We start from the raw sequence: 22,465 nt of genomic DNA on the forward strand, positions 1-22,465 counted from the left end.
ATCCGGCCGGGCCCGGACGGTCTACACTGCGATGTGGTCCCCCTCACAATGGCGTGTCGGTGGCCTTTTCCTCAGCCTGTCTGCCTGTTCTGCCGCGAAGGTGTGTGCATGTTCACAAAGGTCCTGGTCGCCAATCGTGGCGAAATCGCTGTTCGTGCGTTCCGCGCCGCGGTCGAACTGGGGGCGAAGACCGTCGCCGTGTTCCCGTACGAGGACCGCAACGCGGTGCACCGGATCAAGGCCGACGAGGCCTACCTGATCGGCGAGAAGGGCCACCCGGTCCGTGCCTATCTCGACATCGACGAGATCATCCGGGCCGCCAAGGAGGCCGAGGCGGACGCGATCTACCCCGGCTACGGATTCCTCTCGGAGAACCCGGACCTGGCCGAGGCCTGTGCGAAGAACGGCATCACCTTCATCGGTCCCTCCAAGGAGACCCTGGAGATGGCCGGCAACAAGAAGCACGCCATCGACTCGGCCCGCCGGGCCGGCATCCCGACCCTGGAGTCCTCCGACCCGTCGACCGACCCGGACTACCTGCGCGCCGAGGCCGAGCGGATCGGCTTCCCGGTCTTCGTCAAGGCGGTGGCCGGTGGTGGTGGCCGCGGCATGCGCCGGGTGGACGACCCGGCGGCCCTGACCGATGCGATCGGCGCGGCGATGCGCGAGGCCGAGTCGGCGTTCGGTGATGCCACCGTCTTCATCGAGCAGGCGGTCGGCCGGCCGCGTCACATCGAGGTGCAGATCCTCGCCGACCGTGAGGGCAACACGGTCCACCTGTTCGAGCGGGACTGCTCGATCCAGCGTCGGCACCAGAAGGTCGTCGAGCTCGCCCCCGCCCCGCACATCTCCGAGGAGCTGCGGGCGGCGCTGACCCGCGACGCCGTCGCGTTCGCGAAGTCGATCAACTACACCCTGGCCGGCACCGTCGAGTTCCTGCTGGAGACCGAGGGCCCGCGGGCCGGCCAGCACGTCTTCATCGAGATGAATCCGCGCATCCAGGTCGAACACACGGTCACCGAGGAGGTCACCGGCGTCGACCTGGTCCAGGCCCAGATGCGGCTGGCCGCGGGGGAGACCCTGGCCGACCTCGGCCTGACCCAGGACTCCATCCACCTGATGGGTGCGGCGATGCAGTGCCGGATCACCACCGAGGATCCGGCCAATGACTTCCGCCCCGACACCGGGGTGATCTCTGCCTACCGGTCTGCGGCCGGCGCCGGCGTACGCCTCGACGGTGGCACCGCCGCCACCGGCGCGGTGATCAGTCCCCACTTCGACTCGCTGCTGGTCAAGCTGACCACCCGCGGCCGCGACCTCGACCAGGCGATCGCCCGCGCGCGTCGGGCGCTGGCGGAGTTCCGGATCCGTGGTGTGGCGACGAACATGCCGTTCCTGCGGGCCGTGCTGGAGGACCCGGACTTCCGCAGCGGTGACATCTCGACCGCCTTCATCGACGAGCGGCCGCACCTGCTCAAGGCGCGGGTCTCCCAGGACCGCGGCACCAAGGTGCTCAGCTGGCTCGCCGACGTGACGGTGAACAAGCCGAACGGCGCCGCCCCGATCAGCGTCCACCCGCGGACGAAGCTGCCGCGCACCGACCTGCGTTCCCCGGCACCGGCCGGGTTCCGCCAGCAGCTGCTGGAGCTGGGCCCCGACGGGTTCGCCGCCGCGCTGCGCGCCTCGGACCGGCTGGAGGTCACCGACACCACGTTCCGCGACGCCCACCAGTCGCTGCTGGCCACCCGGATGCGGACGTACGACATGCTGGAGTTCGCCCCCTACCTGCAGCGGATGCTGCCGGGGCTGTTCTCGGTCGAGGCGTGGGGCGGGGCGACGTACGACGTCGCACTGCGGTTCCTCGGCGAGGATCCGTGGGATCGGCTGGCGAAGTTCCACGAGGCGCTGCCGGGCATCCCGGTGCAGATGCTGCTGCGTGGCCGCAACACGGTGGGCTACACGCCCTATCCGACCGAGGTGACCGACGCGTTCGTGCACGAGGCCGCCGAGGTCGGGGTCGACATCTTCCGGGTCTTCGACGCCCTCAACGACGTCTCCCAGATGACCCCGGCGATCAAGGCGATCCGGGACACCCCGTCGGTCGCCGAGGTCGCGATGTGCTACTCCGGCAACCTGCTGGACCCTCGCGAGGACCTCTACACGCTGGACTACTACCTGCACCTGGCCGACCGGATCGTCGGTGCCGGTGCGCACATCCTGGCGATCAAGGACATGGCCGGCCTGCTCCGGGCCCCGGCGGCGGCGAAGCTCGTCACCGCGCTGCGGGAGCGCTTCGACCTGCCGGTCGTGCTGCACACCCACGACACCGCCGGCGGCCAGCTGGCCACCCTGGTGATGGCCGCCCAGGCCGGCGTCGACGCGGTCGACGTGGCCGCCGCCCCGATGGCCGGCACCACCTCCCAGGTGTCGATGTCGGCGCTGGTCGCGGCGATGGCCGACACCGAGCGGGAGACCCGCCTCGACCTGCGCAGCGTGATGGACCTGGAGCCCTACTGGGACATGGTCCGGCGCGAGTACAAGCCGTTCGAGTCCGGACTCGGATCGCCGACCGGCCGGGTCTACGACCACGAGATCCCCGGCGGTCAGCTGTCCAACCTGCGCCAGCAGGCGAAGGCGCTGGGCCTGGCCGACAAGTTCGAGCAGATCGAGGACATGTACGCCGCGGCCGACAAGATCCTCGGCCGGCCGAGCAAGGTCACCCCGTCCTCCAAGGTGGTCGGCGACCTCGCCCTGCACCTGGTCGCGGTCGGTGCCGACCCGCAGGCGTTCGCGGACGACCCGGCCTCGTTCGACATCCCCGACTCGGTGATCGGCTTCCTCTCCGGTGACCTCGGCACCCCAGCCGGCGGCTGGCCGGAGCCGTTCCGCAGCAAGGCGCTGCAGGGTCGTACGATCAAGGCGGTCGAGGAGACCGTGCCCGCCGACGATGCCGCACTGCTGAAGGTGCCCGGCCGGGACCGCCAGCGCACCCTCAACCGGCTGCTCTTCCCCGGCCCGTCCGCAGCCCTCGACGAGTTCCGGGCGCAGTACGGCGACCTGTCCTCGATGACCACGATCGACTACCTCTACGGGCTGAAGCCCGGCGACGAGCACGCGGTGCGCCTCGGCAAGGGCGTCGACCTGCTGATCGGTCTGGAGGCCATCGGCGAGGCCGACGAACGCGGCTACCGGACGGTGATGACGACGATGAACGGCCAGATCCGGCCGATCCGGGTCCGCGACCGGTCGGTGGAGACCGACGTCGCCGTCGCCGAGCGGGCCGACACCACCAACCCGGGCCACGTCGCCGCGCCGTTCCAGGGCGTGGTGTCGGTGAACGTCGCCGAGGGTGACCGGGTCGAGGCGGGCCAGCCGGTGGCCACCATCGAGGCGATGAAGATGGAGGCGGCGATCACCACCTCGGTCACCGGCATGGTCGAGCGGGTCGCCCTGCACGGACCGCACCAGGTGCAGGGCGGCGACCTCGTCCTGGTCGTCCGTCCGCTCTGAGCCGCCCGGCTCGGCACGGTACCGTGGGAGCGTGAAGCTCCGAACCGGTCACCATCTCGTCAGTGCGGTCGCCGTGGCGTTGCTCCTCATCGTCATCATCGGCTCACTGCTGGCGCGCTGAGCCGTGCAGAAGGGAGATCACGTGCGGGTCACCATCGTCGTCCGTGCCGTCGCCGTCACTGCCGCCGCGCTCGTCCTCAGCGGTGCCCCGCAGCGGGCGTACGCCGCGCCGGCTTCCGGCACCGACCGCACCGGCACCTGGATCGCCCTGGCCGTCGCCGTGGCGATCGCCCTGGCGGCGGGCCTGGTCGTCCTGCTCGGGCCCGGCCGTGCCAGGCGCGGTGGGCACGGCGGTGACGGCCCTGGTGACGGGCGTGAGCAGGAGGCGCGGGACAAGGAGCTGGATCTCCAGCGTGCCCTCGCCGCCGAGACCCATGCCCGGCGGGCGGCCGTCGACCATCCCGGCCCCGACCAGTGGGACCAGCCTGAGCCGGATCAGTGGGCCCAGCCGGCTCCGGATCAGTGGGCCCAGCCGGCCCCGGGCCGCTGGGAGCAGCCCGAGCCGGATCAGACCTGGCGTTCCAGCACGTAGTCGATGCAGGCGGTCAGCGCCTCGACATCGGCGGTCGGGACATTGGTGAACATGCCGATCCGCAGCTGGTTGCGGCCCAGCTTGCGATAGGGCTCGACGTCGATGATGCCGTTCGCCCGGAGGGTCTTCGCCAGCGCCGCGGCGTCGACCCGTACGTCGAAGTCGATGGTGCCGACCACCGGTGAACGGTAGGCCTCCTCGACGAACGGGGTGGCCAGTTCGTGGGCATCCGCCCAGCTGTAGAGGTGTGCGGCGCTCGCCCCGGTCCGGGCGGTCGCGAAGGCCATGCCACCCTGGGCGTTGAGCCAGTCGATCTGTTCGGCCAGCAGCCACAGGGTCGCCACCGCCGGGGTGTTCAGCGTCTGGTCCTTGCGGGAGTTGTCCAGCGCGATCTGCAGCGACAGGATGTCCGGGATCCACCGGCCGGAGGCGGCGATCCGGCCGATCCGCTCGATCGCGGCGGGGGAGAACAAGGCCAGCCACAGCCCGCCATCGGAGCCGAAGTTCTTCTGCGGCGCGAAGTAATAGGCATCGGTCTGGGCCAGGTCGGCGTCGAGACCGCCGGCCGCCGAGGTGGCGTCGATGAGGGTGAGCGCGCCGGGGTCGGCGGCGACCCGGCGGACCGGGGTGGCGGCACCGGTGGAGGTCTCGTTCTGCGCCCAGGCGTACGTGTCGACGCCCTCGGTCGCCACCGGCAGCGCCGCGCTGCCGACAGGCGCCTCGGCGAGCACCGGGGCCTCGAGGAACGGGGCGCGGGCGGCGGCGGTCGCGAACTTCGAGGAGAACTCACCGTACGTTCCGTGCGCGGAGCGCCGCTCGATCAACGAGCAGACCGCGGCATCCCAGAAGAGGGTCGACCCGCCGTTGCCGAGAGCCACCTGGTAGCCCTCCGGGGCGCGGTAGAGCTCCGCCAGTCCCTCGCGGATCCGGTGGACCAGGGCCTTCACCGGTGCCTGCCGGTGGGACGTGCCCAGCACTGCGGCGCCCGGACCGGCCAGGGAGGCGAGCGCCTCGGGGCGGATGCGGGCGGGGCCGCATCCGAATCGTCCATCGAGCGGCTTGAGGTCTGCGGGGATCTGCACGGTCACGGCTTCATCCTGCCATTGCGGGCCGCGCCGTCCCGGCCGGGCCGCGGCGCGGACGGCCCTGGGGTGGGCATGGTAGGACAGGGGCATGCACGACATCGCGGCCGACCGTACGGAGTATCACGGTCAGACCTTGGAGGGCGTGACCTCCGACACCGACCCGCTGGCGCTGTTCCGGGTCTGGCTGGAGGCGGCATACGACGCCGGCACCCCGGAGCCGACGGCCGTGCAGCTCGCCACGGTCGCGGTCGGCCCGGACGGGCGGCCCCGGCCGAGCGTCCGCACGGTGCTGCTCAAGGAACTCGACGAGCGCGGCTTCGTCTTCTTCAGCCACTACGACTCCCGCAAGGGCCACGAGATCGCGGCCGAGCCGCACGTCGCCCTGCAGTGGTATTGGCCGAGTCTGGCCCGCGCCGTACGTGTCGAAGGTGTCGCCGTCCGGGTGGACCGAGCCGAGTCCGAGGCGTATTTCGCCAGCCGGCCGCGGGGCTCGCAGCTCGGCGCCTGGGCCTCGCACCAGTCACGCGAACTCGGGTCGCGGTCCGAGCTGCTGGCGGCGTACGCCCGGGCGGGGGAGGACTTCGCCGGGCGGCCGGTGCCGTGTCCGGAGACCTGGGGCGGCTGGCGGGTGACGCCGCAGACGGTGGAGTTCTGGCAGGGCGAGCCCGGACGACTGCACGACCGGGTCGAGTTCTGTCGCGACGGGTCGTCCTGGCGGACCCGTCGGCTCGCGCCCTGACCGCGGGGGCCGACCACGTCGCACAGCAACGGGCCGGCGGACACAGGAATCGGCGTCCGAAGGCACAGGCACCGGCTCCGGGCCGGTGAGGCTGTCCTTCGCTAGGGTGAGACCGGCGTGGCCGCCGGCTCGCCGAGCCCCCACGCCTCCGAAAGGAGTGGCAGGTATGAAGGGTTTCAAGGAATTCCTCATGCGCGGCAACCTCATCGAGCTTGCCGTCGCGTTCATCATGGGCTCGCTCTTCGCGGCCGTCGTGAAGGCTTTCACCGATCTGATCCTCGACCTGATCGGCAAGACGCTGCCGCTGGACGGTTCGGCGTTCTCCAGCGTGGTCATCGCCGGCATCACCATCGGCCCGTTCCTGTCGGCCATCGTGACCTTCGTCCTGACGGCGTTCGTGGTGTACGTCGCCATCGTCAAGCCGTACGAGATCTACAAGAACCGGCACAAGACCGAGGAGCCGGCGGTGCAGACCTCGGAGGATCTCCTCGCCGAGATCCGCGACCTCCTCGCCGAGGGACGCACCCGGAGCTGAGCCGCGGTCACGCGACCGGCAGCAGACCTCGTTCGGCGAAGACCTTCTTCGCGGTGAACGTGGCGTTCAGCGCCCGCGGGAATCCGCAGTAGACCGCGGCGTGCAGGAACGCCTCGGTGATCTCCTGCGATGTCAGCCCGACGTTCAGGGCGGCGTTGATGTGGACCTCGAGTTGCGGCTCGCAGCCGCCGAGGGCGGTGAGCATCCCGAGGGTGACCAGTTGCCGGTCGCGTGGCGAGAGTCCGGGCCGGGAGTAGACCTCACCGAACCCCCAGGCCACCACCTGGTGGCCGAGCTCCGGTGAGATGTCGTCGAGCGCCTCGATGACGTTCGCGCCCGCCGTGCCGTCGATCGCGTCGAGGACCGTACGACCGCGTGCGTAGCGCTCGGCGCGGGTGGTGGGTTCATCCATGGGGATTCACTCCTTCGGAGGTGTGTTCCCCGCTGCGCTGGCCGGCCGGGTCAGGCGTGTCGCCGCGGTGAGCAGCGAGGTCGTGGCGATAGGTTTCGATTTTGGCCTCCAACGCCTGCTCGTGCCGGCGCAGGGCGGCGATCCGCGCGCGTACGGCGGTTCGGTGGGTCTCGAGCAGCGCAAGGCGCGCCTCGGTGGTTGCCGCCCCCTGGGCTCGCAGCACCGCGTACTCGCGCATCTGGGCGATCGGCATGCCTGTCTCGCGCAGCCGCAGCAGGAACTCCAGCCACGCCACGTCGTCCGGGGAGTAGCGCCGCTGGTTGCCGGCGGTGCGGGCGATCGGATGAATCAGTCCCGCCCGCTCGTAGTACCGCAGGGTGTGCGTCGACACCCCGGTCGCGGTGGCCATCTGAGCCACGGTGAGCCCCGATGCCTCCAGGTCTTCTGTCACATCCAGCAGGCTAGGAGTTGGAGTGCGCTCGAAGTCAAGGGGTGAGTCGCGCGAAGAGACTCCGCCTGCAGGACCAGACGCGTGGTCGACCGATTCGGTCTCATCGGTCTCACCGAATCGGTCGATCCGATCACGGGTTCGATTGAGTGTCTGACCCCAGGTCTAGCGTGGGGGTCAGTGTCAGTGTGGGTGGTGCCGCTGTTGTTGCGGTGGTTGGATCCGGATCACTGGTCGGCTGACTCGTAGCGTGGGTGTCTTCGTGGCGTGCATGCGTTTTGTCGTCGGCCGTTGTGAAGGACCGGCCGGCGTGACTTGATAGGAGCGTGGCACCGCCCCCACTGAGATGTGTCCGCCGACCGGCCCGACCGTCCCTCACTGATCAGGGTGAAAGGAGGCAACCACCATGGTTGTCGTCGGAGCCGATGTTCACAAGCAGACCCATACCTTCGTCGCGGTCGATCAGGGTGGCCGCAAGCTGGGCCAGGTGACCGTCCAGGCCACCACGGACGGGCATCTGAAGGCGCTGGGCTGGGCCCGCCGGGAGTTCGGTGACGAGCTGGAGTGGGCCATCGAGGACTGCCGTCACCTGTCGTCGCGTCTGGAGCGGGACCTGTTGGGCGCCGGTCAGGCGGTGGTGCGGGTTCCGCCGAAGATGATGGGCCAGGCTCGCGCGATCGCTCGCACTCGCGGCAAGTCCGACCCGATCGACGCGCTGGCCGTGGCGCGGGCCGCGCTGGCCGAGCCGGGCCTGCCCCGGGCCTGTCATGACGAGGCGGCACGGGAGCTGAAGCTGCTGGTCGACCGGCGTGACACGCTGGTCAAGCAGCGCACCGCCACGATCAACAGCCTGCGTTGGCGGGTTCATGAGCTCGACCCCGAGTATCCGCTGAAGCCTGCCGGGCTGGACCGGGCCAGGCACCAGCAGGCATTGGCGGTCTGGCTGGCCGGAAAGAGCGGCATCGTGGCCGAGCTGGCTGGCGAGGAACTGGACGACGTGATCGCCTTGACCGGGCGGATCAATGCGATGGAGAAACGGATCAGCACCCTGGTCGGGCAGCGGGCTCCCGAACTGGTCGCCCTGCCCGGTTGCGGGGCCCTGACCGCGGCGAAGCTGGTTGGGGAGATTGGCGGGGTCGACCGGTTCGCTCATGAGGCCCAACTGGCCCGTCATGCCGGGATCGCTCCGATCCCGGTCTGGTCGGGCCGGACCGCGGGCAGGGTGAGGATGACACGCTCGGGCAACCGCCAGATCAACTGCGCCATCCACCGGATCGCCCTCACCCAGACCCGTCTCAAGGACAGTCTGGGGAGGGCCTACTACGAGAAGAAGAAGTCTGAAGGCATGTCCAACCGTGAGGCCCTGCGCTGCCTCAAACGCCAACTCGTCCGCCTGGTCTTCACCACCCTCAAGAACGCCCAGCAATCGGTCCCGGGGGCTTGCCTTCCGGCAGCCGCTTGACATAGGAGAAACTCATGGATGAGGAGCGTGCGCCGGCGTTGCCGGGGTTGCCGGATTGGCCGGGGTTGTGCCGGCCGTCGGTGGCGTTGCCTGTTGCGGACGGTGCGGAGTTGGTCCGTGACGGGGTGATGGTCACCCTGCTCGGCTCGGCTCTGGACGATGGTGAGGGGGATCCGGTGGCGGTGACCGCTGGGTACGGTCTGCCGGAGGATCCTGCCGATCATGTCGGCCAGTTGGCCGAGGTGGAGGCGTTGATCCGGTTCGGGGAGATCCGCAAACTCGCCTTGATCGCGGATCTGGTTGAGGCGGCGGGGCCGGTCGACCGGGAACAGACCGTTCCGTTGGGTGGGGAGGGGACCCCGGTGGTGCCGGAGTTCCTGCATCTGGAGGTGGGTGGGGCGTTGGGATTGGCGCCGGACCGGGCCCGGTTGGTGATCTCCGACGCGTTGGATCTGAAGTGGCGTCATCCTCGGTTGTGGAATCAGATGGTCCACGGTCACATTCCGGTGTGGCGGGCGGTGCAGGTTGCTCGTCGGTGTCACCGGCTGCCGTTGCGGGTGAGTCTGTGGATCGATGATCGGATCGGTGAGGTGGTGCCTGGGCTGTCCTGGGCCCGGGCTCAACGCCTGCTGGAGGGGGAGATCGCCGCTGCTGACCCCGCCACGGCAGACCGGGAGGGGCAGGCTCGTCATCGGCGTCGGCTGGGTGTCTATCCCCGTCCGGGGACGGGCGGGGCTTGTGACGTGTTCGGTGTGCTGGATGCCGCCGATGCGGTCCAGCTCGACCGGACTCTGGCGGTGATGGCGGCCCAGCTCGCCGCTGCCGGGGACGGTGACGATCTGGACACTCGCCGCGCCCGGGCGTTGGGGATCCTCGCCCGTGGCGGCCGTCCTGATCAGACGCCGGTGGTGCATCTGTATGTGCACACGACTCCGGACGCCGACCTGGCCCGGGTGGAGGGTGGTGGCCCGCTCGGCCGGACTGCTCTCGCCGGGCTGCTCATCCACAGCAGGGTGCGGCTGACCCGGGTGATCGACCATGCCGATTCGGTGCCGGTGGATGCGTACGAGGTGCCCGACCGGATGCGCGAACAGGTGACGCTGGCTCAGCCGGTCGAGGTCGTCCCGTACGGCACGGTTACCGCGCGTCGGGCCGATATGGACCACACCGTCCCGTGGGGGCGCGGCGGGCCTACCTCACCGGAGAACCTGGGCCCGCTCGGCCGGACCGCGCACCGGGCTCGCACCCACGGCGGGTACCGGCTGAGTCAGCCTCGACCCGGTGAGTGGCACTGGCACACGCCTCGTGGGCAACACTTCATCGTCACCAACCACGGCACCACCCGCATACGCCAATGAACCGACCAGTCGAAGGACCAGACAGCGGGAGCGATCAGAGTTTCCCGAAATGCGGCGGCAGATCGCGGAGCAACCGCTGATCGGCGGCCGACGGGCGGTCCGTTTCGGCGTGCCTCACCCGTCGTGCGGCGGGCGCCAGCCGCCACTCCAGCGTGACGGCCCGCAGTGCCGCGGCGAATTGTGCCGCCGACAGTCCGGCCATGAGATCCGGGGGCACCCGGTGTGGCCAGGCGGAGCCGGCGTCCCGGGCGTCGCGGGCGTGACGACGCAGGGCGGTGCGATCCCAGCCGGCCGCAGCCAGTTCCTCGGCCAGCACAGCCGGGTCGGGCGCCCGGTGATCGGGCAGATCGATCAGTTCCCCGCACACCGCGTACGCGAGGGCGCGGTGCCAGCCGGAGTCACCGGTGCGCATACGGGCGCCCGGTCGTGCTGTCCAGGATGCTGCTGGCCGGCACCCGGCTCGGCTCGTCGGTCGGCGGGAGCACCGCATCGCCGCGGACGATGACGTTGGGGCCGAAGATCCAGTCGCCCTCGACGGTGAGCGAGCCGGCATCGCGCAGGCTGGGTGACCCGTGCGGGAAGTGGTGCTCGAAGTCGGCGATCAGCCGGTAGTGACCGGGGTCGAGGGTGACCAGCGGCGTGGCGGGGCTGACCCGATCGAGCGTGCCGTCGTCGTTGACCCGATAGACGTCCGAGCGCAGCACCAGCAGGTCGTTGGTGGTCTTCACCGGCAGGAACCGGCTGCGCGGGACGACGATGGCGGCGGCCCCCTCGAAGACCTCCACCGCGGCCCCCATCGCCGTCTCCAGTTGGACGACCTCCGGTGAGGACGCATCGGTCGGGTCGACGTGCTTGCGGTTGCAGATCAACGGGAGTCCGAGCACCCCGTTCCGGCTGGCCAGCGCGTCGGCCAGTTGCACCAGGTCCAGCCACAGGTTGTTGGTGTTGAAGTATCGGTGGCGGGAGATGTCGGCGAAGCTCTCCTTGTCCGCGGCCGCGGTCTGCGCGGCCTCGCGCAGGACCAGCCGGCCGTCGGCCTTCCGTACGGCCAGGTGGCCGCCCTTGCGGTCGGACCGGGTCCGCTCGCACACCTCCATCGCGAACGGCGCGCCGGTGCCGGCGAACCACTCGGCCAGCTCGGCGGACGGGCAGGCGCCGAGGTTGTCGACGTTCGACACGGCGGCGTAGCGGTAGCCGGCGTCCAGCAGCCGGCGCAGCATGCCGGACCCCTCGAGCGCCGTGTAGAGGTCGCCGTGGCCGGGCGGGCACCACTCCAGCTCCGGGGCCGCCGGCCAGTCGACCGGGGTGAGATCGTCGGCGCGCAGCTTCGGCTCCTGGTTCTGCACGAACTCCAGCGGCAGCCCGGCGGTCCGCACCGCGGGGGAGGAGGACAGTTCCGCCATCGTGTCCGCGCTGGTCACGAAGGAGTCCATCATCACCAGCGGGAGATCGACGCCCTGCTCGGCGCGGGCCGCCAGCACCTGGGCGACGGTGAGGTCGAGGAACGTACGCCCTTCGCGGACCGGCAGCAGCGACTTCGCCCGCTGCATGCCCATGGAGGTGCCGAGACCGCCGTTGAGCTTGATGATGACCGTACGTCCGAGGGCCGGTCGGGCGCCCGCTGACGGGGTGACGGCATCGGCGGGCAGGTCCTCCAGCCGCGGCAGGTCGTCGACCGGACTGATCGACTCCTCGGGGATCATCCCGGTGCTGCCGTCGGCGAGCTGCTCGTAGTAGTGGCTGAACACAGCGATGGCGTTTTCGGCCACCCCGGCGCTGCGCATCTTCCGCTGTGCCTGTGCCAGGCCTTCGTTGGTCATGGGGTCAGTCTAGGGAACGGCGAACCGCCGGTGGCGCGTACGCCGGATCGGTCCGTGGTGTCTGCCGGGCCCCGCCCGGGTGTCGGTTACCCTTGGGAAGGTCGTGGCCCCGTAGCTCAGGGGATAGAGCGACGGTTTCCTAAACCGTGCGTCGGAGGTTCGAATCCTCTCGGGGCCGCCATGCACAGCGAGAGGGTCGCCACTGTCGACAGTGGCGACCCTCTCGCAGGATCCGGCCCCGAACGGGGCGAACGGCTCAGGCCATCGGCTTGGCCTGCGCCTTGACCTCGTCCATGTCGAGCTCCTTGATCTGGGAGATCAGGGACTTCAGCGACGAGCCGTTCATGGCGCCCGCCTGGTTGAACAGCAGGACCCCCTGGCGGAACGCCATCAGGGTCGGGATGGCGGTGATCTGGAAGTTCATCGCCAGCTCCTGCTCGGCCTCGGTGTCGACCTTGCCGAAGACGATGTCGGTGTTCTCCTCCGAGACCTTCTCGTACACCGGGGCGAAGCGCTTGCACGGGCCGCACCAGTCGGCCCAGAAGTCGACGAGGACGATGTCGTTCTCGTCGACCGTCTTCATGAAGTCGTCGGTGGTCAGGTTCGTGGTGGCCATGGGTGTCTCTCGTTTCCTCGGCGGTCGCGCGTGGGCACGGCGGTGTCGTCGATCAAGCAGTGTCGTCGGGTCAGGCTGTCTCGTCGGGTCAGGCAGGCGGCAGCATCGCCGTACGGGAGTGCAACAGTAAGGGCGCCCCCGGTATTCCCGCCGTTTCGTACGACGTGCCGTCGCCTCCGGCGACCGGCCGATCGGGCGGGAACGCCCCCAGCGTAGCCGGGATGCCGCCCCTGCCGAACCGCGGACGCCGGGGCGTCGGCGTCACTTGATGCCGACGAAACGGCGCATCGGCACGCTGATGCGGACCGGCCGGTGCCCAGCGGTCTCGGTCAGGGTGTCGATGGCACGGCTGATCCGGCCGGCGGCGACACCGGGGAGGTAGAGCGCCTCGAGCAGTCGTTCGGCGTCCTCGCGGGTGCGTACGGTGTAGGTGTAGCGCTCCTTCGCATCCTCCACCTTGCGGATCCCGTGCGCCGCGAACAGTGACGGCAGGCCCGGCTGGGACCGGCCGGAGGGGAAGTGTGGCGTGGAGTGGAGGATCGACAGCACCTTCGACACGACCGGGATGTCGTGCAACTGCACCGACTGCCAGGACGGGGACATGATGGCGACCACGCCGCCGGGCGCCAGCACCCGTTCCACCTCCCGGGCGAGCACCGGCATCGGGCGGACCACGGCAAACCCGAGGCTGCTGACGACGGCCTGCATGCTGCCGTCGCGCAGCGGCAGCCGGCGGGCGTCGGCCCGCAGGAACACCCCGTCCGGGGACCTCCGCCGGGCCTCGGTCAGCTCGAAACCGGACATGTCGACGCCGATGACCGTACGTCCGGGCCGGGCCAACTCCCGGCCCACCCCGCCGGTCCCGCAGGCCAGGTCGAGGACCGTGGTCGAGGACTCGGAGATCGCCCGCGCCAGCCAGCTGTAGGGGCTGCGGCCACCGGACTCGATCCGCTGCAGCAGCTCCTCGATCGCCCCGACGTGCTCGCGGTGGAACTGGCTCAGGTAACGGTGCCAGTCGACTCCGTCGGCTCGCCGCGAGAAGACACTCATGCGGCCCACTCTGCCATGCGGGTGCCGCGTCCGACGTCGGGGGACACCGCCATCAGAGGACCTGCCCGGATCGTGCGGCCGGCGCGCCGCCAGGCTCGTCGAACACGGCGATGACATCCGCGCCGATGTCCTCGATCACGTGGCCGGGACCGATGGGGCGGTCGGCCACCGCCGATACCAGGGCCGACAACCCGGGCAGCGCCTCGTCAGGGACCGCGACGCGCGGGGCGTCGGGCGCCAGCAGTGGATTGCTGCCGTCCGGCCACTGCTGGGTGAGCTTGTCCCAGGTGTGCAGCCACGCTTCGGAGATCTCGGCGACCGACGGGACACCGAAGAAGTGCCCGACCGGGGCGTGGTGGCGCAGCGCGACGATCCGGGAGTCCTGGTAGATCTTCGCCAGCCGCACCCGGGCGTCGAGATGGCGACGGTGGGCCAGTCCGCGGCGGAGCGCGAAGCCGCACGGGGATGGGCAGGTCTCGCCGACATCGGGCCGCTCGCCCGCCTCGACGGTGTCGTGGTTCATCGCGCAGACCGAGAGGGCGTCGCCGAGCCGGGAGTGGAACCGGTCGAGGTAGGCGGTGTAGCCGGCAACGTCGCCGTCGCAGGCGTTCAGCGACCGCTTGGCCGTCGCCCGCTGCGCCGAATTGTGCGGACAGGCGGGGTCATCGGTCCCCCAGAGTCCGTCGGTGGAGGCCCGCATCCGGGCCGGGTCACCGGCGTGCCCGAGGGTGCCCTCCCAGGCGAGGTGTCCGAGGTACTCGCCGATCAGGTGGGCGGTGACGACGACCTGCAGGGACTCCTGGCGAGCCGAACGGTGCTGGACCACCTCGAGCATCAGCTCGTAGAGGGGGACCAGGGACCCGAGCGCGCCCCGGTTCGCCTCTCGCGGACCGAGGGGGAAGCGTGCGGCGGCCAGGGAGGCGGCCCAGGGCTGGTGGAAGCCGGCCGCGATCGGGCCGAAGTCCTCGGCGTCCAGGTCGAGCACCCGCTTCGCGGCGATCGCCAGCTGTCCGGCGCGGTCGATCCGGCTGCGATCGTCACCCGGCTGGGGGGTGGCGGCCCGGACGGCCAGCATCGAGGCGGCCGCGTCGTACCAATGATGGCGGACCAGGGCGATGACGGCTTCCGGTAGGCGCAGCGGCGGGTGGGCGGCGGTCATCACCCGATCACGCGGCCCCGTCCGGTGCGACGAAGACGAACGATGCCGCGTCGCGGGCGAGTTCGCAGCCGGGATGGCCGTCGGGGACGAGGGCCACGCCGCCGTTTGCCGGGAACACCTGCACTGTGGTGCCGGGGGCGACGCCGGCGGCGTGCAAGGTCTGCAGCACCTGCGGATCGGTCTGCAACTGTTCGCTGAACCGTACGACGACGGCCCGCACCGCGCCGTTCGGGCCGGCGCCCGGCCGCCGGCCCAGCAGGTCGACCAGGTTGACCGCGGTGGACTCGTCGTGCTCGGCCTGCTCGGTGACGCCCAGCTCGTCGAGCCCGGGGATGGGGTTGCCGTACGGCGAGTCGACCGGGGCGTGCAGGATGGTGACGAGCTTGCGCTCCACCTCGTCGGAGATGACATGCTCCCAGCGACAGGCCTCGTCGTGGACCAGCTCCCAGTCCAGGCCGATCACGTCGGAGAGCAACCGCTCGGCGAGTCGGTGCTTGCGCATCACCCGCATCGCCCGCTCGTGGCCCGCCGGGCTCAGCTCCAGGTGGCGGTCGTTGCGGACGGTCAGCAACCCGTCGCGTTCCATCCGGGCCACGGTCTGGGAGACTGTCGGACCACTCTGGTGCAGACGTTCGGCGATCCGCGCGCGCATGGGGACGATCCCCTCCTCGCCCAGTTCGAAGATGGTTCGCAGGTACATCTCCGTGGTGTCGATGAGGTCGCTCACAGCTACATCCTAGGCGGTCCCGCCAGCCGGTCCCGGTGTGCGGCCACCGCGGCGGCGAGCACCGGGTCGACCAGCCCGGCGGGCAGCTTGCGCAGGTAGCGGGGGCTGTCCGGATTGAGACCGAGCTTCATCGCCCGGCCCAGGGCGAGCCGCTGGGCGACGACCAGCTCCGCCTGGGGATCCCGACGGGACTCGACCAGGGTCGCGCCGGTGTCGAGGATCTGCTCGCCGAGCCCCTCCGGCGCCGCGCCGAACACCCAGACCAGGCGGCCCTGCTGGGCGACGGTGATCGGGCCGCGTCGGTACTCCAGCATCGGGTAGGCCTCGGCCCAACTGGCCGAGCTCTCCCGGAACTTGAGCGCGGCCTCCTCGGCCAGCCCGATCGTCCACCCGGTGCCGAGGTAGGTGATCTGCTCGGCGGCGACATGGCGCTCGTCGAGCTTCTCCCGCAGCGCTTCTCGCGCCTGGTCGATCACCGGGCCCATGTCGTGGCCGAGCCAGGCACGGTGCAGGGCCAGCACACTGGTGGCGAACCGGGTCTGCGTGTAGCCGGCCTCGTCGGCGAACGGCAGCGCGATGTGGGCGTCGCACAGTGAGCCGATGGTGGAGTCCTCCGCGCCGACGAAGGCCAGGGTCGGCACCCGGTCCGCCAACTCGTGCAGCAGGGCCACGACGTCGACGGTGTCCCCGGAGCGGGACAGCACCACGACACGATCGAAGGCCCGTCGGGCGGGAAACTCGCTCGCCACGAAGGAGTCGCTCTGTCCCTGACCGGCATCCTCCCGTAGCCAGGCGATCGACTGGGCGATGTTCCAGGCGGTGCCACAGCCGACGTACGCGACCCGCTCCCCGGGCCGGGGCAGCATGTCGGCCACGGTCGCCACCAGGTCGACCGCCCGCGCCCAACAATCGGGCTGCGAGGCGATCTCGTCGGCCACGTAGAAACTCATCGCATCGCTCCGCTCCGGTCCGCCCGGCCTCTGCTGTCCTCCTCCCTCACCCTACGGGCAGGTGGGGCGAGGGGGAGAGGACTCTTGCGAAGAGGCTACGGCGTGCCGGGCAGCACGACACTGAGCCGGGCGGTCGCCGCGGCCCGGGTCACCTCCTCCGCCTCGGCGGTGGTCACGTCGAGCAGCACCAGCACGTCCTCGCCCGACCCGGCCGAGCCGCCCGACAACAACCCGTCGTCGCCCGCGGTGGGTATCGCGGCCACCCGTGCCCGGGCGGCCACCTGGCGGACCTCCCCGGTGCCGGGGTCGGTCGCCATCACCTCGATGGTGTCGCCCACCCGGAGCACCCGGACGATCCCGGCGTCGGCGAGCCGAGCCGGCACCGCGACACGCCCGGGCGTCATCCCGGACAGGCCGGGGCCGACCAGTGCGGCCTCGGTGAGGATCGATCCGGCGGCGAGCGGACCGGCCGGCGTACGTCCCGCGGCCTGGTCGAGCGAGACGACGGCACCGTGCGGCACCAGGTCCACCGGCACGGACCGTTGCACCAGCTGCTCGCGGGTCAGCGGGCTGCCGCCGGCGACGTCGGCGGCCAGGGTGACCACCGCAGTGCCGCCCGGGTCGGGCGCGGAGAGCACCCGGAGTGCCCCGAGCACTGCGACGAACGTCAACACCGCCGCGACGGCGCGGCGGTGCCAGGACACGAAGCGGCGTACGGAACGGATCCAGGACACCAGGGAGGAAGAGCCCTCGGCAGCAGTCGGCATACCGGGGTGTGGGACAACCGCCGGGAGGAGCGGCGGTTGTCCACAGGGCTCAGTCGCCGACCGCGTCCCGGCCGCGACGGACGATCTTCGGATCCGGCGCGAACACCACGTCGGTGTCCTTGCCGGTGTACTCGAACTGGTTGAGGAAGAAGCGGATCGCGTTGATCCGGGCCCGCTTCTTGTCGTTGGACTTGATCGTGGTCCACGGTGCCCAGTCGGTGTCGGTGCGCAGGAAGGTCTGTTCCTTCGCCTCCGTGTAGTCCTCCCACTTGTCCAGCGAGGCGATGTCCATCGGGGACAGCTTCCACTGCCGGACCGGGTCGAGCTGGCGGATGGCGAAGCGGGTCCGCTGCTCGTGCTGGGTCACCGAGAACCAGAACTTGGTCAGTGAGGTGCCCGACTGGATCAGCATCCGCTCCATCAGCGGCGCCTGCTCCATGAAGGTCTCGTACTCCTCGGGTGTGCAGAACCCCATCACCCGCTCGACATTGGCCCGGTTGTACCAGGACCGGTCGAACATCACGATCTCACCGGTGGTCGGGAAGTGGCGGACATAGCGCTGGAAGTACCACTGGCCGAGTTCGCGGTCGGAGGGCTTGGCCAAGGCGACCACCCGCGCGTACCGCGGGTTGAGGTGCTCCTGGAAGCGCTTGATCGTGCCGCCCTTGCCGGCCGCGTCGCGGCCCTCGAAGACCACGATGTGCTTGAGGTTGTTGTCCTGGGTCCAGTACTGGAACTTCAGCAACTCGATCTGGAGGAGGTACTTCTCGACGTCGTACTCCTCGCGGGTCATCCGGGTGTCGTACGGATAGTCCTCACGCCAGGTCTCGACCGCCGAACCACCGGGATCGATCAGGTCAGGGTCGGACCCCTGGTCGTCGCGGACGGTGTAGCCCTGGGCATGCAGGGTATCGATGAACTCCCTGATGTTCTGCATGGCACCAGCGTAGGGGTAAGGCTGCCCTGTCCAGACCATCGTGCCGGGACCGTACGCCGGCCGTACGCCGGCATCGCGCCCGAGGGGTCAGTCGGTCGTGGCGGATGCGCCCACGGTGGCCGGCGCGGACGACGTCGAGGACCCGGCCGAGCTGTCCGACGTCGCGGCGGGGGAATCGGTGCCGGACGAAGAGTCGGCCGACGAGCCCTTCCCGGCCGGGATCGAGGCGCTGGACCCGCTACGGCTGTCCGTCTTGTAGAAGCCGGACCCCTTGAACACGACACCCACCGCGTTGAACACCTTGCGCAGCGTGCCCTCGCACTCGGGGCAGACGGTCAGGGCCGGCTCGGTGAAGGACTGGCGGACCTCGAGGTCGCGGCCGCAGCTGGTGCAGTGGTACTGGTAACGGGGCATCGGCACATCTCGTTCGGGTGGGGGACGGGGACGATCCAGAAGGATACCGCCCGGGGTAACGTCATTCTGACCCCGGCGTGTTCCCGGCCGTCCCGATCGGTCCCGGTCGGCGGCACGCCGGGCCCGTCCGCCGGCTCAGTGGCCGAGGTTCAGTGATCGAGATCCGCGTCGCGGACCGCCACGCAATTGACCAGCCCGGACGGCACGACGATCAGGTCGACCTCCCGATCCCAGGGCTGGATCGGCAGCACCGGCATCAGCTCGTCCTCGTTGAGGAACAGGCAGGTGACGGCCTCCGGACCGGCGTGCTCCAGCGCCCGGTCGTACCACCCGCCGCCGGTGCCGAGCCGCTCGCCGCGCCGGGTGCCCGCCAGCCCCGGGCAGAGGATCAACTCGGCCTCCGCGATCGCTCCCGGACCGAGGGCCGCGGTGGTGGGTTCCGGGATGTCGCGGGCGCCCAGCCGGAGTCGATCGGTGCCGCGATAGACCGCCCAGTCAGGGCCGGTGCGGCGGGTGCCGTCGGCGGTGCGGCCGAGCAGCGGCAGCAGCACCCGTACGTGACGCTGGTGCAGCCACTCCACGATGCCGAGCGTGGACGGCTCCGGATCCACCGACAGATAGGCGGCCACCACCAGATCCGGGCCCACCCCGTCGCCGAGCAGGTCCCGCAGGTGACCGAATCGGGCAGCGTCGTCCAGCTCCCGTTCGGCGCCGGTCCGCATCCCTCGCCGGGTCACCACCGCGTCGCGCAGCAGGTCCTTGGCGCGGCCCAGCGCATCGAGGTCGGCGTCGGTCAGGTCATCGGGGGTGGAAGGGGAACGGGACACCACTCGCTTATCCTACGGGCATGGGACTGTTCCATCGGAAGAAGCAGACCGAGGACGAGGTGACCGTCGAGCCCGAGCCGAGGCGCGGGCTGCCCCGCCGCCCCGAGCCGAACGTCGACGGGCTGCGGCCGGTGGCGGAGCACCGCGACTACCTGCTGTCGATGGTCCGCGAGCTGCCGGCCTTCGGGCAGACGCTGCTCGACGCGGCCGGGCTGAGCCTGTGTGAGGAGATCGTCGCCGATCTCGACCTGCCGCGGTTCGACAACTCGGCGATGGACGGTTACGCCGTGCGCGCCGAGGACCTCGCCGGGGCCTCCCGGGCCCACCCGGTCGTCCTGCCGGTCAGCCGGTCGATCACCGCCGGCGACCCTGCCGGCGACGAGATCGAGCCGGGGACGGTGGTCAAGATCATGACCGGCGCGCCGGTGCCGCCCGGGGCGGACGCGGTGGTGCCGTACGAGCACACCGACCGCGGCTCGCAGGCCGCGACCTTCCTGCACGCGCCCGAGGTGGGCGCCAACATCCGCCATGTCGGTGAGGACATCGCGGTCGGGGACCACATCGCCTCCATCGGTGACCAACTCGGCCCGCGCCAGATCGGGATGCTCGCCGGGATCGGCATCGACCAGGTGCTGGTCCGCCCCCGCCCCCGGGTGGTGGTGATCTCCACCGGCTCCGAGCTGGTCCAGCCCGGCTTCGAGCTGGCCGAGGGGCAGATCTACGACTCCAACTCGTTCATGCTCGCGGCGCTGGCCCGCCGCGAGGGCGCCCAGGTCTTCCGAGTCGGGATCGTCAGCGACGACCCCGATGTCGTCGCCCAGTCCATCTCCGACCAGTTGGTCCGGGCCGACCTGATCCTCACCACCGGTGGTGTCAGCGAGGGCGACCGCGACGTGGTCAAGGCGGTGATGCCGGGCCTCGGGCCGACCGACTTCTGCCGGACGGCGATGCAGCCCGGCAAGCCGCAGGGCTTCGCCCTGATCGGCGACGACCGCACCCCGGTGATCATGCTGCCAGGCAATCCGGTGAGCGCCTTCGTCTCCTTCGAGGTGTTCGTCCGCCCGGTGCTGCGCAAGATGATGGGCGTGCAGCCGTTGGTCCGCCCGACCACCCACGCGCTCACCCGGACGATCATCCGCTCCCCGAAGAACAAGACCCAGTTCCAGCGTGGCCTGGTCACCAGCACTCCCGACGGCCGCCGGCACGTCACCCCGATGGGTGGCGGCGGGTCGCACAAGCTCGGCGATCTGGCCCGGGCCAACGCCCTGGTGGTCATCCCGGAGGGCGTCGAGGTGGTCGACGCCGGCCACCCGGTGGAGATCTGGATGATCGACGATGAGTGAGGCGGCATGACCCAGGACGAGACCGAGCTGACCCACCTGGACGAGCGGGGCGCTGCGCGGATGGTCGACATCTCCGGCAAACCGGTGACCACCCGCACCGCGACGGCCCGGGGCCTGGTCCGGCTCGCCCCGGCCGCGGTGGCGGCGCTGCGCGACGACACCCTGCCCAAGGGCGACGCACTCGCCGTGGCCCGGATCGCGGGGATCCAGGCGGCCAAGCACACCGCCGACCTGATCCCGCTGTGCCATCCGCTGCCGTTGAGCGCGGTCACCGTCGACCTCGAGGTGGCTGACGAGGGAGTCCGGATCGAGGTGTCGGTCCGGACGACCTCGCGGACCGGGGTGGAGATGGAGGCGCTGACCGCGGTCACCGTCACGGCGCTCACCGTCATCGATATGACCAAGGCCGTCGACAAGCACGCCACCATCACCGACGTCCGGGTGGTCGCCAAGGCCGGCGGCCGCAGCGGCGACTGGAGCCTGACGTGACCACAGCGAACCCTCGGGCGGTCGTCATCACCTGCTCGACCCGGGCCGCCGCCGGAACGTACGAGGACCGCTCCGGCCGTGATGTGGTGGCCGGCCTGCGCGCCCTCGGCCTGGAGTGCGCCGACCCCGTCGTGGTGGCCGACGGACCCCCGGTGGGCGCCGCGCTGCGCGAGGCCCTCGCCGGGGGACCCGCCGTCGTGGTCACCACCGGCGGCACCGGACTGTCCCCGACCGACACCACCCCGGAGCAGACCGCCCCGCTGCTCGACCGTCAGCTGCCCGCCCTGGCCGCCGCCGTCGTCACCCGCGGGGTCGGCAACGGCGTGCCCACCGCGATCCTCAGTCGTGGCCTGGCCGGGCTGGCGGGACGGACGTTGGTGGTCAACCTGCCGGGCTCGAGGGGCGGAGTCGCCGACGGGATGTCGGTGCTCGGCGACGTGCTCCTCCACGCCCTCGACCAGATCCGCGGCGGAGACCACCCGAGGGACGACCACCCGAGGGACGAGGGGTGAGCACGCTCGGCGATCCGGCCTGGCCGGTGTCGCTGCACCGGGGGCGGGTCGCGCTGCGTCCGATCCGGCGCCGTGACGCCCGCGCGTGGACCGAGGTCCACGACCGCAACGACGCCTGGCTGCGTCCCTGGGAGGCGACCGTCCCGCCGCGCTCCGGCACCCGGGCGCCCGGCACGTACGCCGAGATGACCCGCGACCTGCTCCGGCAGGCCGCCGGGGGACGTACGTTGCCGTGGATCGTCTGGTACGACCCGGTCGACGAGGGCGATCCGCGGGGGCGGGGCGTGCTGGCCGGACAGCTCACCGTCTCCGGCATCACCCGGGGATCCGCGCAGTGGGCGCAGTTGGGCTACTGGGTCGACGAGCGCTGGGCGGGGCGCGGGATCATCCCGCTCGCCGTGGCGATGGCCACCGACTACTGCCTGGGCCCGCTCGGCCTGCACCGGATGGAGATCGTCATCCGACCGGAGAACGTCAACAGCCGCCGCGTGGTGGAGAAGCTCGGCTTCCGCGGCGAGGGGCTGCGCCCCGGCTACCTGCACATCGACGGCGCCTGGCGCGACCACCTGGTGTACGCGCTGAACGCCGACGAGGTGGGGCCGGGCGGGCTGGTCGGTCGGCTCGCGGCGACGGGCCGGGTGGCCGGTCTGGTGGACGATTCGCCCGACACTCCGCCGAGGATCACAGGCAGGTAACGGCTCACCCCGTACGGT

At 70.9% G+C, this 22,465-nt stretch carries 24 protein-coding genes and 1 tRNA gene; 11 read left to right on the top strand and 14 right to left on the bottom strand.

Translation table 11 applies throughout. The annotated features are described in order from the left end of the window. Window positions 1-108: 108 nt before the first annotated feature. Together R0146_RS08610 and R0146_RS08615 are read left to right on the top strand one after the other, a co-directional pair. Window positions 109-3,510 (top strand): pyruvate carboxylase, encoded by a 3,402-nt coding sequence (locus R0146_RS08610; protein WP_317688736.1) that lies wholly within the window; start codon window positions 109-111, stop codon window positions 3,508-3,510. A 142-nt stretch (window positions 3,511-3,652) separates the two neighbouring features. Beyond that, a complete protein-coding gene (locus tag R0146_RS08615; RefSeq protein WP_317688738.1) occupies window positions 3,653-4,102 on the top strand; it encodes a hypothetical protein in 450 nt (149 codons plus the stop codon). Here the strand turns inward: R0146_RS08615 and serC are convergent. Beyond that, window positions 4,078-5,190, bottom strand: a complete 1,113-nt coding sequence (serC, locus tag R0146_RS08620) for a phosphoserine transaminase (RefSeq protein WP_317688741.1) — start codon at window positions 5,188-5,190, stop codon at window positions 4,078-4,080. The genes R0146_RS08615 and serC overlap by 25 nt on opposite strands. A gap of 85 nt (window positions 5,191-5,275) precedes the next feature. On the opposite strand from serC, the gene pdxH reads away from it, so the two are divergent. Both pdxH and R0146_RS08630 read left to right on the top strand, forming a co-directional pair. Beyond that, the gene (gene pdxH / locus R0146_RS08625) at window positions 5,276-5,926 is read left to right on the top strand and encodes a pyridoxamine 5'-phosphate oxidase (RefSeq protein ID WP_317688744.1); all 651 of its coding nucleotides are present in this window, start codon (window positions 5,276-5,278) and stop codon (window positions 5,924-5,926) included. 166 nt (window positions 5,927-6,092) lie between these two features. Continuing rightward, complete coding sequence (locus R0146_RS08630; RefSeq protein ID WP_317688745.1) at window positions 6,093-6,461, top strand: large conductance mechanosensitive channel protein MscL; 369 nt, start codon at window positions 6,093-6,095, stop codon at window positions 6,459-6,461. A gap of 7 nt (window positions 6,462-6,468) precedes the next feature. Here the strand turns inward: R0146_RS08630 and R0146_RS08635 are convergent, their stop codons facing one another. Both R0146_RS08635 and R0146_RS08640 read right to left on the bottom strand, forming a co-directional pair. After that, on the bottom strand, window positions 6,469-6,873 hold the full coding sequence (locus tag R0146_RS08635; RefSeq protein ID WP_317688748.1) for a carboxymuconolactone decarboxylase family protein: 405 nt from the start codon (window positions 6,871-6,873) through the stop codon (window positions 6,469-6,471). Next, a complete protein-coding gene (locus tag R0146_RS08640) occupies window positions 6,866-7,324 on the bottom strand; it encodes a MerR family transcriptional regulator (protein WP_317688751.1) in 459 nt (152 codons plus the stop codon). The genes R0146_RS08635 and R0146_RS08640 overlap by 8 nt, the downstream gene beginning before the upstream one ends. Before the next feature lie 403 nt (window positions 7,325-7,727). On the opposite strand from R0146_RS08640, the gene R0146_RS08645 reads away from it, so the two are divergent. Both R0146_RS08645 and R0146_RS08650 read left to right on the top strand, forming a co-directional pair. Beyond that, window positions 7,728-8,783 carry an IS110 family RNA-guided transposase gene (locus R0146_RS08645; protein ID WP_317688753.1) on the top strand — a complete coding sequence of 352 codons (1,056 nt, stop codon included), beginning with the start codon at window positions 7,728-7,730 and terminating at the stop codon, window positions 8,781-8,783. A gap of 14 nt (window positions 8,784-8,797) precedes the next feature. Further along, window positions 8,798-10,141, top strand: a complete 1,344-nt coding sequence (locus R0146_RS08650) for an HNH endonuclease signature motif containing protein (RefSeq protein WP_317688755.1) — start codon at window positions 8,798-8,800, stop codon at window positions 10,139-10,141. Window positions 10,142-10,175: 34 nt separating this feature from the next. Here the strand turns inward: R0146_RS08650 and R0146_RS08655 are convergent, their stop codons facing one another. Together R0146_RS08655 and R0146_RS08660 are read right to left on the bottom strand one after the other, a co-directional pair. After that, window positions 10,176-10,553 (bottom strand): hypothetical protein, encoded by a 378-nt coding sequence (locus R0146_RS08655; RefSeq protein ID WP_317688757.1) that lies wholly within the window; start codon window positions 10,551-10,553, stop codon window positions 10,176-10,178. Further along, window positions 10,540-11,961, bottom strand: coding sequence for a UTP--glucose-1-phosphate uridylyltransferase (locus tag R0146_RS08660; RefSeq protein ID WP_317688759.1), 1,422 nt, complete (start codon window positions 11,959-11,961; stop codon window positions 10,540-10,542). Before R0146_RS08660 ends, R0146_RS08655 begins: the two co-directional genes overlap by 14 nt. 105 nt (window positions 11,962-12,066) lie before the next feature. On the opposite strand from R0146_RS08660, the gene R0146_RS08665 reads away from it, so the two are divergent. Beyond that, window positions 12,067-12,142 (top strand) — tRNA-Arg (locus R0146_RS08665). A 75-nt stretch (window positions 12,143-12,217) separates the two neighbouring features. Here the strand turns inward: R0146_RS08665 and trxA are convergent. From trxA to R0146_RS08710, 9 genes are all read right to left on the bottom strand, one after another. Then, a complete protein-coding gene (gene trxA, locus R0146_RS08670; protein ID WP_317688760.1) occupies window positions 12,218-12,577 on the bottom strand; it encodes a thioredoxin in 360 nt (119 codons plus the stop codon). A 261-nt stretch (window positions 12,578-12,838) separates the two neighbouring features. Next, the gene (locus tag R0146_RS08675) at window positions 12,839-13,627 is read right to left on the bottom strand and encodes a class I SAM-dependent methyltransferase (RefSeq protein ID WP_317688761.1); all 789 of its coding nucleotides are present in this window, start codon (window positions 13,625-13,627) and stop codon (window positions 12,839-12,841) included. Between the two features lie 52 nt (window positions 13,628-13,679). Beyond that, window positions 13,680-14,786: a hypothetical protein gene (locus R0146_RS08680; RefSeq protein WP_317688764.1), complete on the bottom strand. Its 1,107-nt coding sequence runs from the start codon at window positions 14,784-14,786 to the stop codon at window positions 13,680-13,682. Between the two features lie 7 nt (window positions 14,787-14,793). Next, on the bottom strand, window positions 14,794-15,513 hold the full coding sequence (locus tag R0146_RS08685) for an iron-dependent transcriptional repressor DtxR (protein WP_317688766.1): 720 nt from the start codon (window positions 15,511-15,513) through the stop codon (window positions 14,794-14,796). A 2-nt stretch (window positions 15,514-15,515) separates the two neighbouring features. Continuing rightward, the gene (locus tag R0146_RS08690; protein ID WP_317688768.1) at window positions 15,516-16,463 is read right to left on the bottom strand and encodes an SIS domain-containing protein; all 948 of its coding nucleotides are present in this window, start codon (window positions 16,461-16,463) and stop codon (window positions 15,516-15,518) included. 95 nt (window positions 16,464-16,558) lie between these two features. Next, window positions 16,559-17,230, bottom strand: a complete 672-nt coding sequence (locus R0146_RS08695) for an SAF domain-containing protein (RefSeq protein ID WP_317688770.1) — start codon at window positions 17,228-17,230, stop codon at window positions 16,559-16,561. A gap of 49 nt (window positions 17,231-17,279) precedes the next feature. Beyond that, window positions 17,280-18,167, bottom strand: coding sequence for a polyphosphate kinase 2 (gene ppk2, locus R0146_RS08700; protein ID WP_411567131.1), 888 nt, complete (start codon window positions 18,165-18,167; stop codon window positions 17,280-17,282). 87 nt (window positions 18,168-18,254) lie between these two features. After that, the gene (locus tag R0146_RS08705) at window positions 18,255-18,581 is read right to left on the bottom strand and encodes an FmdB family zinc ribbon protein (protein ID WP_317688774.1); all 327 of its coding nucleotides are present in this window, start codon (window positions 18,579-18,581) and stop codon (window positions 18,255-18,257) included. Between the two features lie 149 nt (window positions 18,582-18,730). Continuing rightward, window positions 18,731-19,408 (bottom strand): 5-formyltetrahydrofolate cyclo-ligase, encoded by a 678-nt coding sequence (locus tag R0146_RS08710; protein ID WP_317688777.1) that lies wholly within the window; start codon window positions 19,406-19,408, stop codon window positions 18,731-18,733. 20 nt (window positions 19,409-19,428) lie between these two features. On the opposite strand from R0146_RS08710, the gene glp reads away from it, so the two are divergent. From glp to R0146_RS08730, 4 genes are read left to right on the top strand one after another with little or no spacing between them, the layout of a single operon-like run. After that, window positions 19,429-20,751: a molybdotransferase-like divisome protein Glp gene (gene glp / locus R0146_RS08715; RefSeq protein ID WP_317688779.1), complete on the top strand. Its 1,323-nt coding sequence runs from the start codon at window positions 19,429-19,431 to the stop codon at window positions 20,749-20,751. 6 nt (window positions 20,752-20,757) lie between these two features. Continuing rightward, on the top strand, window positions 20,758-21,240 hold the full coding sequence (moaC, locus tag R0146_RS08720; RefSeq protein WP_317688782.1) for a cyclic pyranopterin monophosphate synthase MoaC: 483 nt from the start codon (window positions 20,758-20,760) through the stop codon (window positions 21,238-21,240). Beyond that, a complete protein-coding gene (locus R0146_RS08725; protein WP_317688785.1) occupies window positions 21,237-21,752 on the top strand; it encodes a MogA/MoaB family molybdenum cofactor biosynthesis protein in 516 nt (171 codons plus the stop codon). Before moaC ends, R0146_RS08725 begins: the two co-directional genes overlap by 4 nt. Then, window positions 21,749-22,447: a GNAT family N-acetyltransferase gene (locus R0146_RS08730; RefSeq protein ID WP_317688787.1), complete on the top strand. Its 699-nt coding sequence runs from the start codon at window positions 21,749-21,751 to the stop codon at window positions 22,445-22,447. The genes R0146_RS08725 and R0146_RS08730 overlap by 4 nt, the downstream gene beginning before the upstream one ends. Window positions 22,448-22,465: the final 18 nt, after the last annotated feature.

Source organism: Raineyella sp. LH-20, assembly GCF_033110965.1.
Taxonomy (GTDB): Bacteria; Actinomycetota; Actinomycetes; order Propionibacteriales; family Propionibacteriaceae; genus Raineyella.

Coding starts and splice junctions, on each gene's coding strand:
- R0146_RS08610 (WP_317688736.1), top strand. CDS start 109: ATGTTCACAAAGGTCCTGGTCGCCAATCGTGGCGAAATCGCTGTTCGT.
- R0146_RS08630 (WP_317688745.1), top strand. CDS start 6,093: ATGAAGGGTTTCAAGGAATTCCTCATGCGCGGCAACCTCATCGAGCTT.
- moaC (WP_317688782.1), top strand. CDS start 20,758: ATGACCCAGGACGAGACCGAGCTGACCCACCTGGACGAGCGGGGCGCT.
- R0146_RS08705 (WP_317688774.1), bottom strand. CDS start 18,581: ATGCCCCGTTACCAGTACCACTGCACCAGCTGCGGCCGCGACCTCGAG.
- R0146_RS08635 (WP_317688748.1), bottom strand. CDS start 6,873: ATGGATGAACCCACCACCCGCGCCGAGCGCTACGCACGCGGTCGTACG.
- ppk2 (WP_411567131.1), bottom strand. CDS start 18,167: ATGCAGAACATCAGGGAGTTCATCGATACCCTGCATGCCCAGGGCTAC.
- trxA (WP_317688760.1), bottom strand. CDS start 12,577: ATGGCCACCACGAACCTGACCACCGACGACTTCATGAAGACGGTCGAC.
- R0146_RS08645 (WP_317688753.1), top strand. CDS start 7,728: ATGGTTGTCGTCGGAGCCGATGTTCACAAGCAGACCCATACCTTCGTC.
- R0146_RS08695 (WP_317688770.1), bottom strand. CDS start 17,230: ATGCCGACTGCTGCCGAGGGCTCTTCCTCCCTGGTGTCCTGGATCCGT.
- R0146_RS08655 (WP_317688757.1), bottom strand. CDS start 10,553: ATGCGCACCGGTGACTCCGGCTGGCACCGCGCCCTCGCGTACGCGGTG.
- pdxH (WP_317688744.1), top strand. CDS start 5,276: ATGCACGACATCGCGGCCGACCGTACGGAGTATCACGGTCAGACCTTG.
- R0146_RS08675 (WP_317688761.1), bottom strand. CDS start 13,627: ATGAGTGTCTTCTCGCGGCGAGCCGACGGAGTCGACTGGCACCGTTAC.
- R0146_RS08650 (WP_317688755.1), top strand. CDS start 8,798: ATGGATGAGGAGCGTGCGCCGGCGTTGCCGGGGTTGCCGGATTGGCCG.
- glp (WP_317688779.1), top strand. CDS start 19,429: ATGGGACTGTTCCATCGGAAGAAGCAGACCGAGGACGAGGTGACCGTC.
- R0146_RS08660 (WP_317688759.1), bottom strand. CDS start 11,961: ATGACCAACGAAGGCCTGGCACAGGCACAGCGGAAGATGCGCAGCGCC.
- R0146_RS08680 (WP_317688764.1), bottom strand. CDS start 14,786: ATGACCGCCGCCCACCCGCCGCTGCGCCTACCGGAAGCCGTCATCGCC.
- R0146_RS08690 (WP_317688768.1), bottom strand. CDS start 16,463: ATGAGTTTCTACGTGGCCGACGAGATCGCCTCGCAGCCCGATTGTTGG.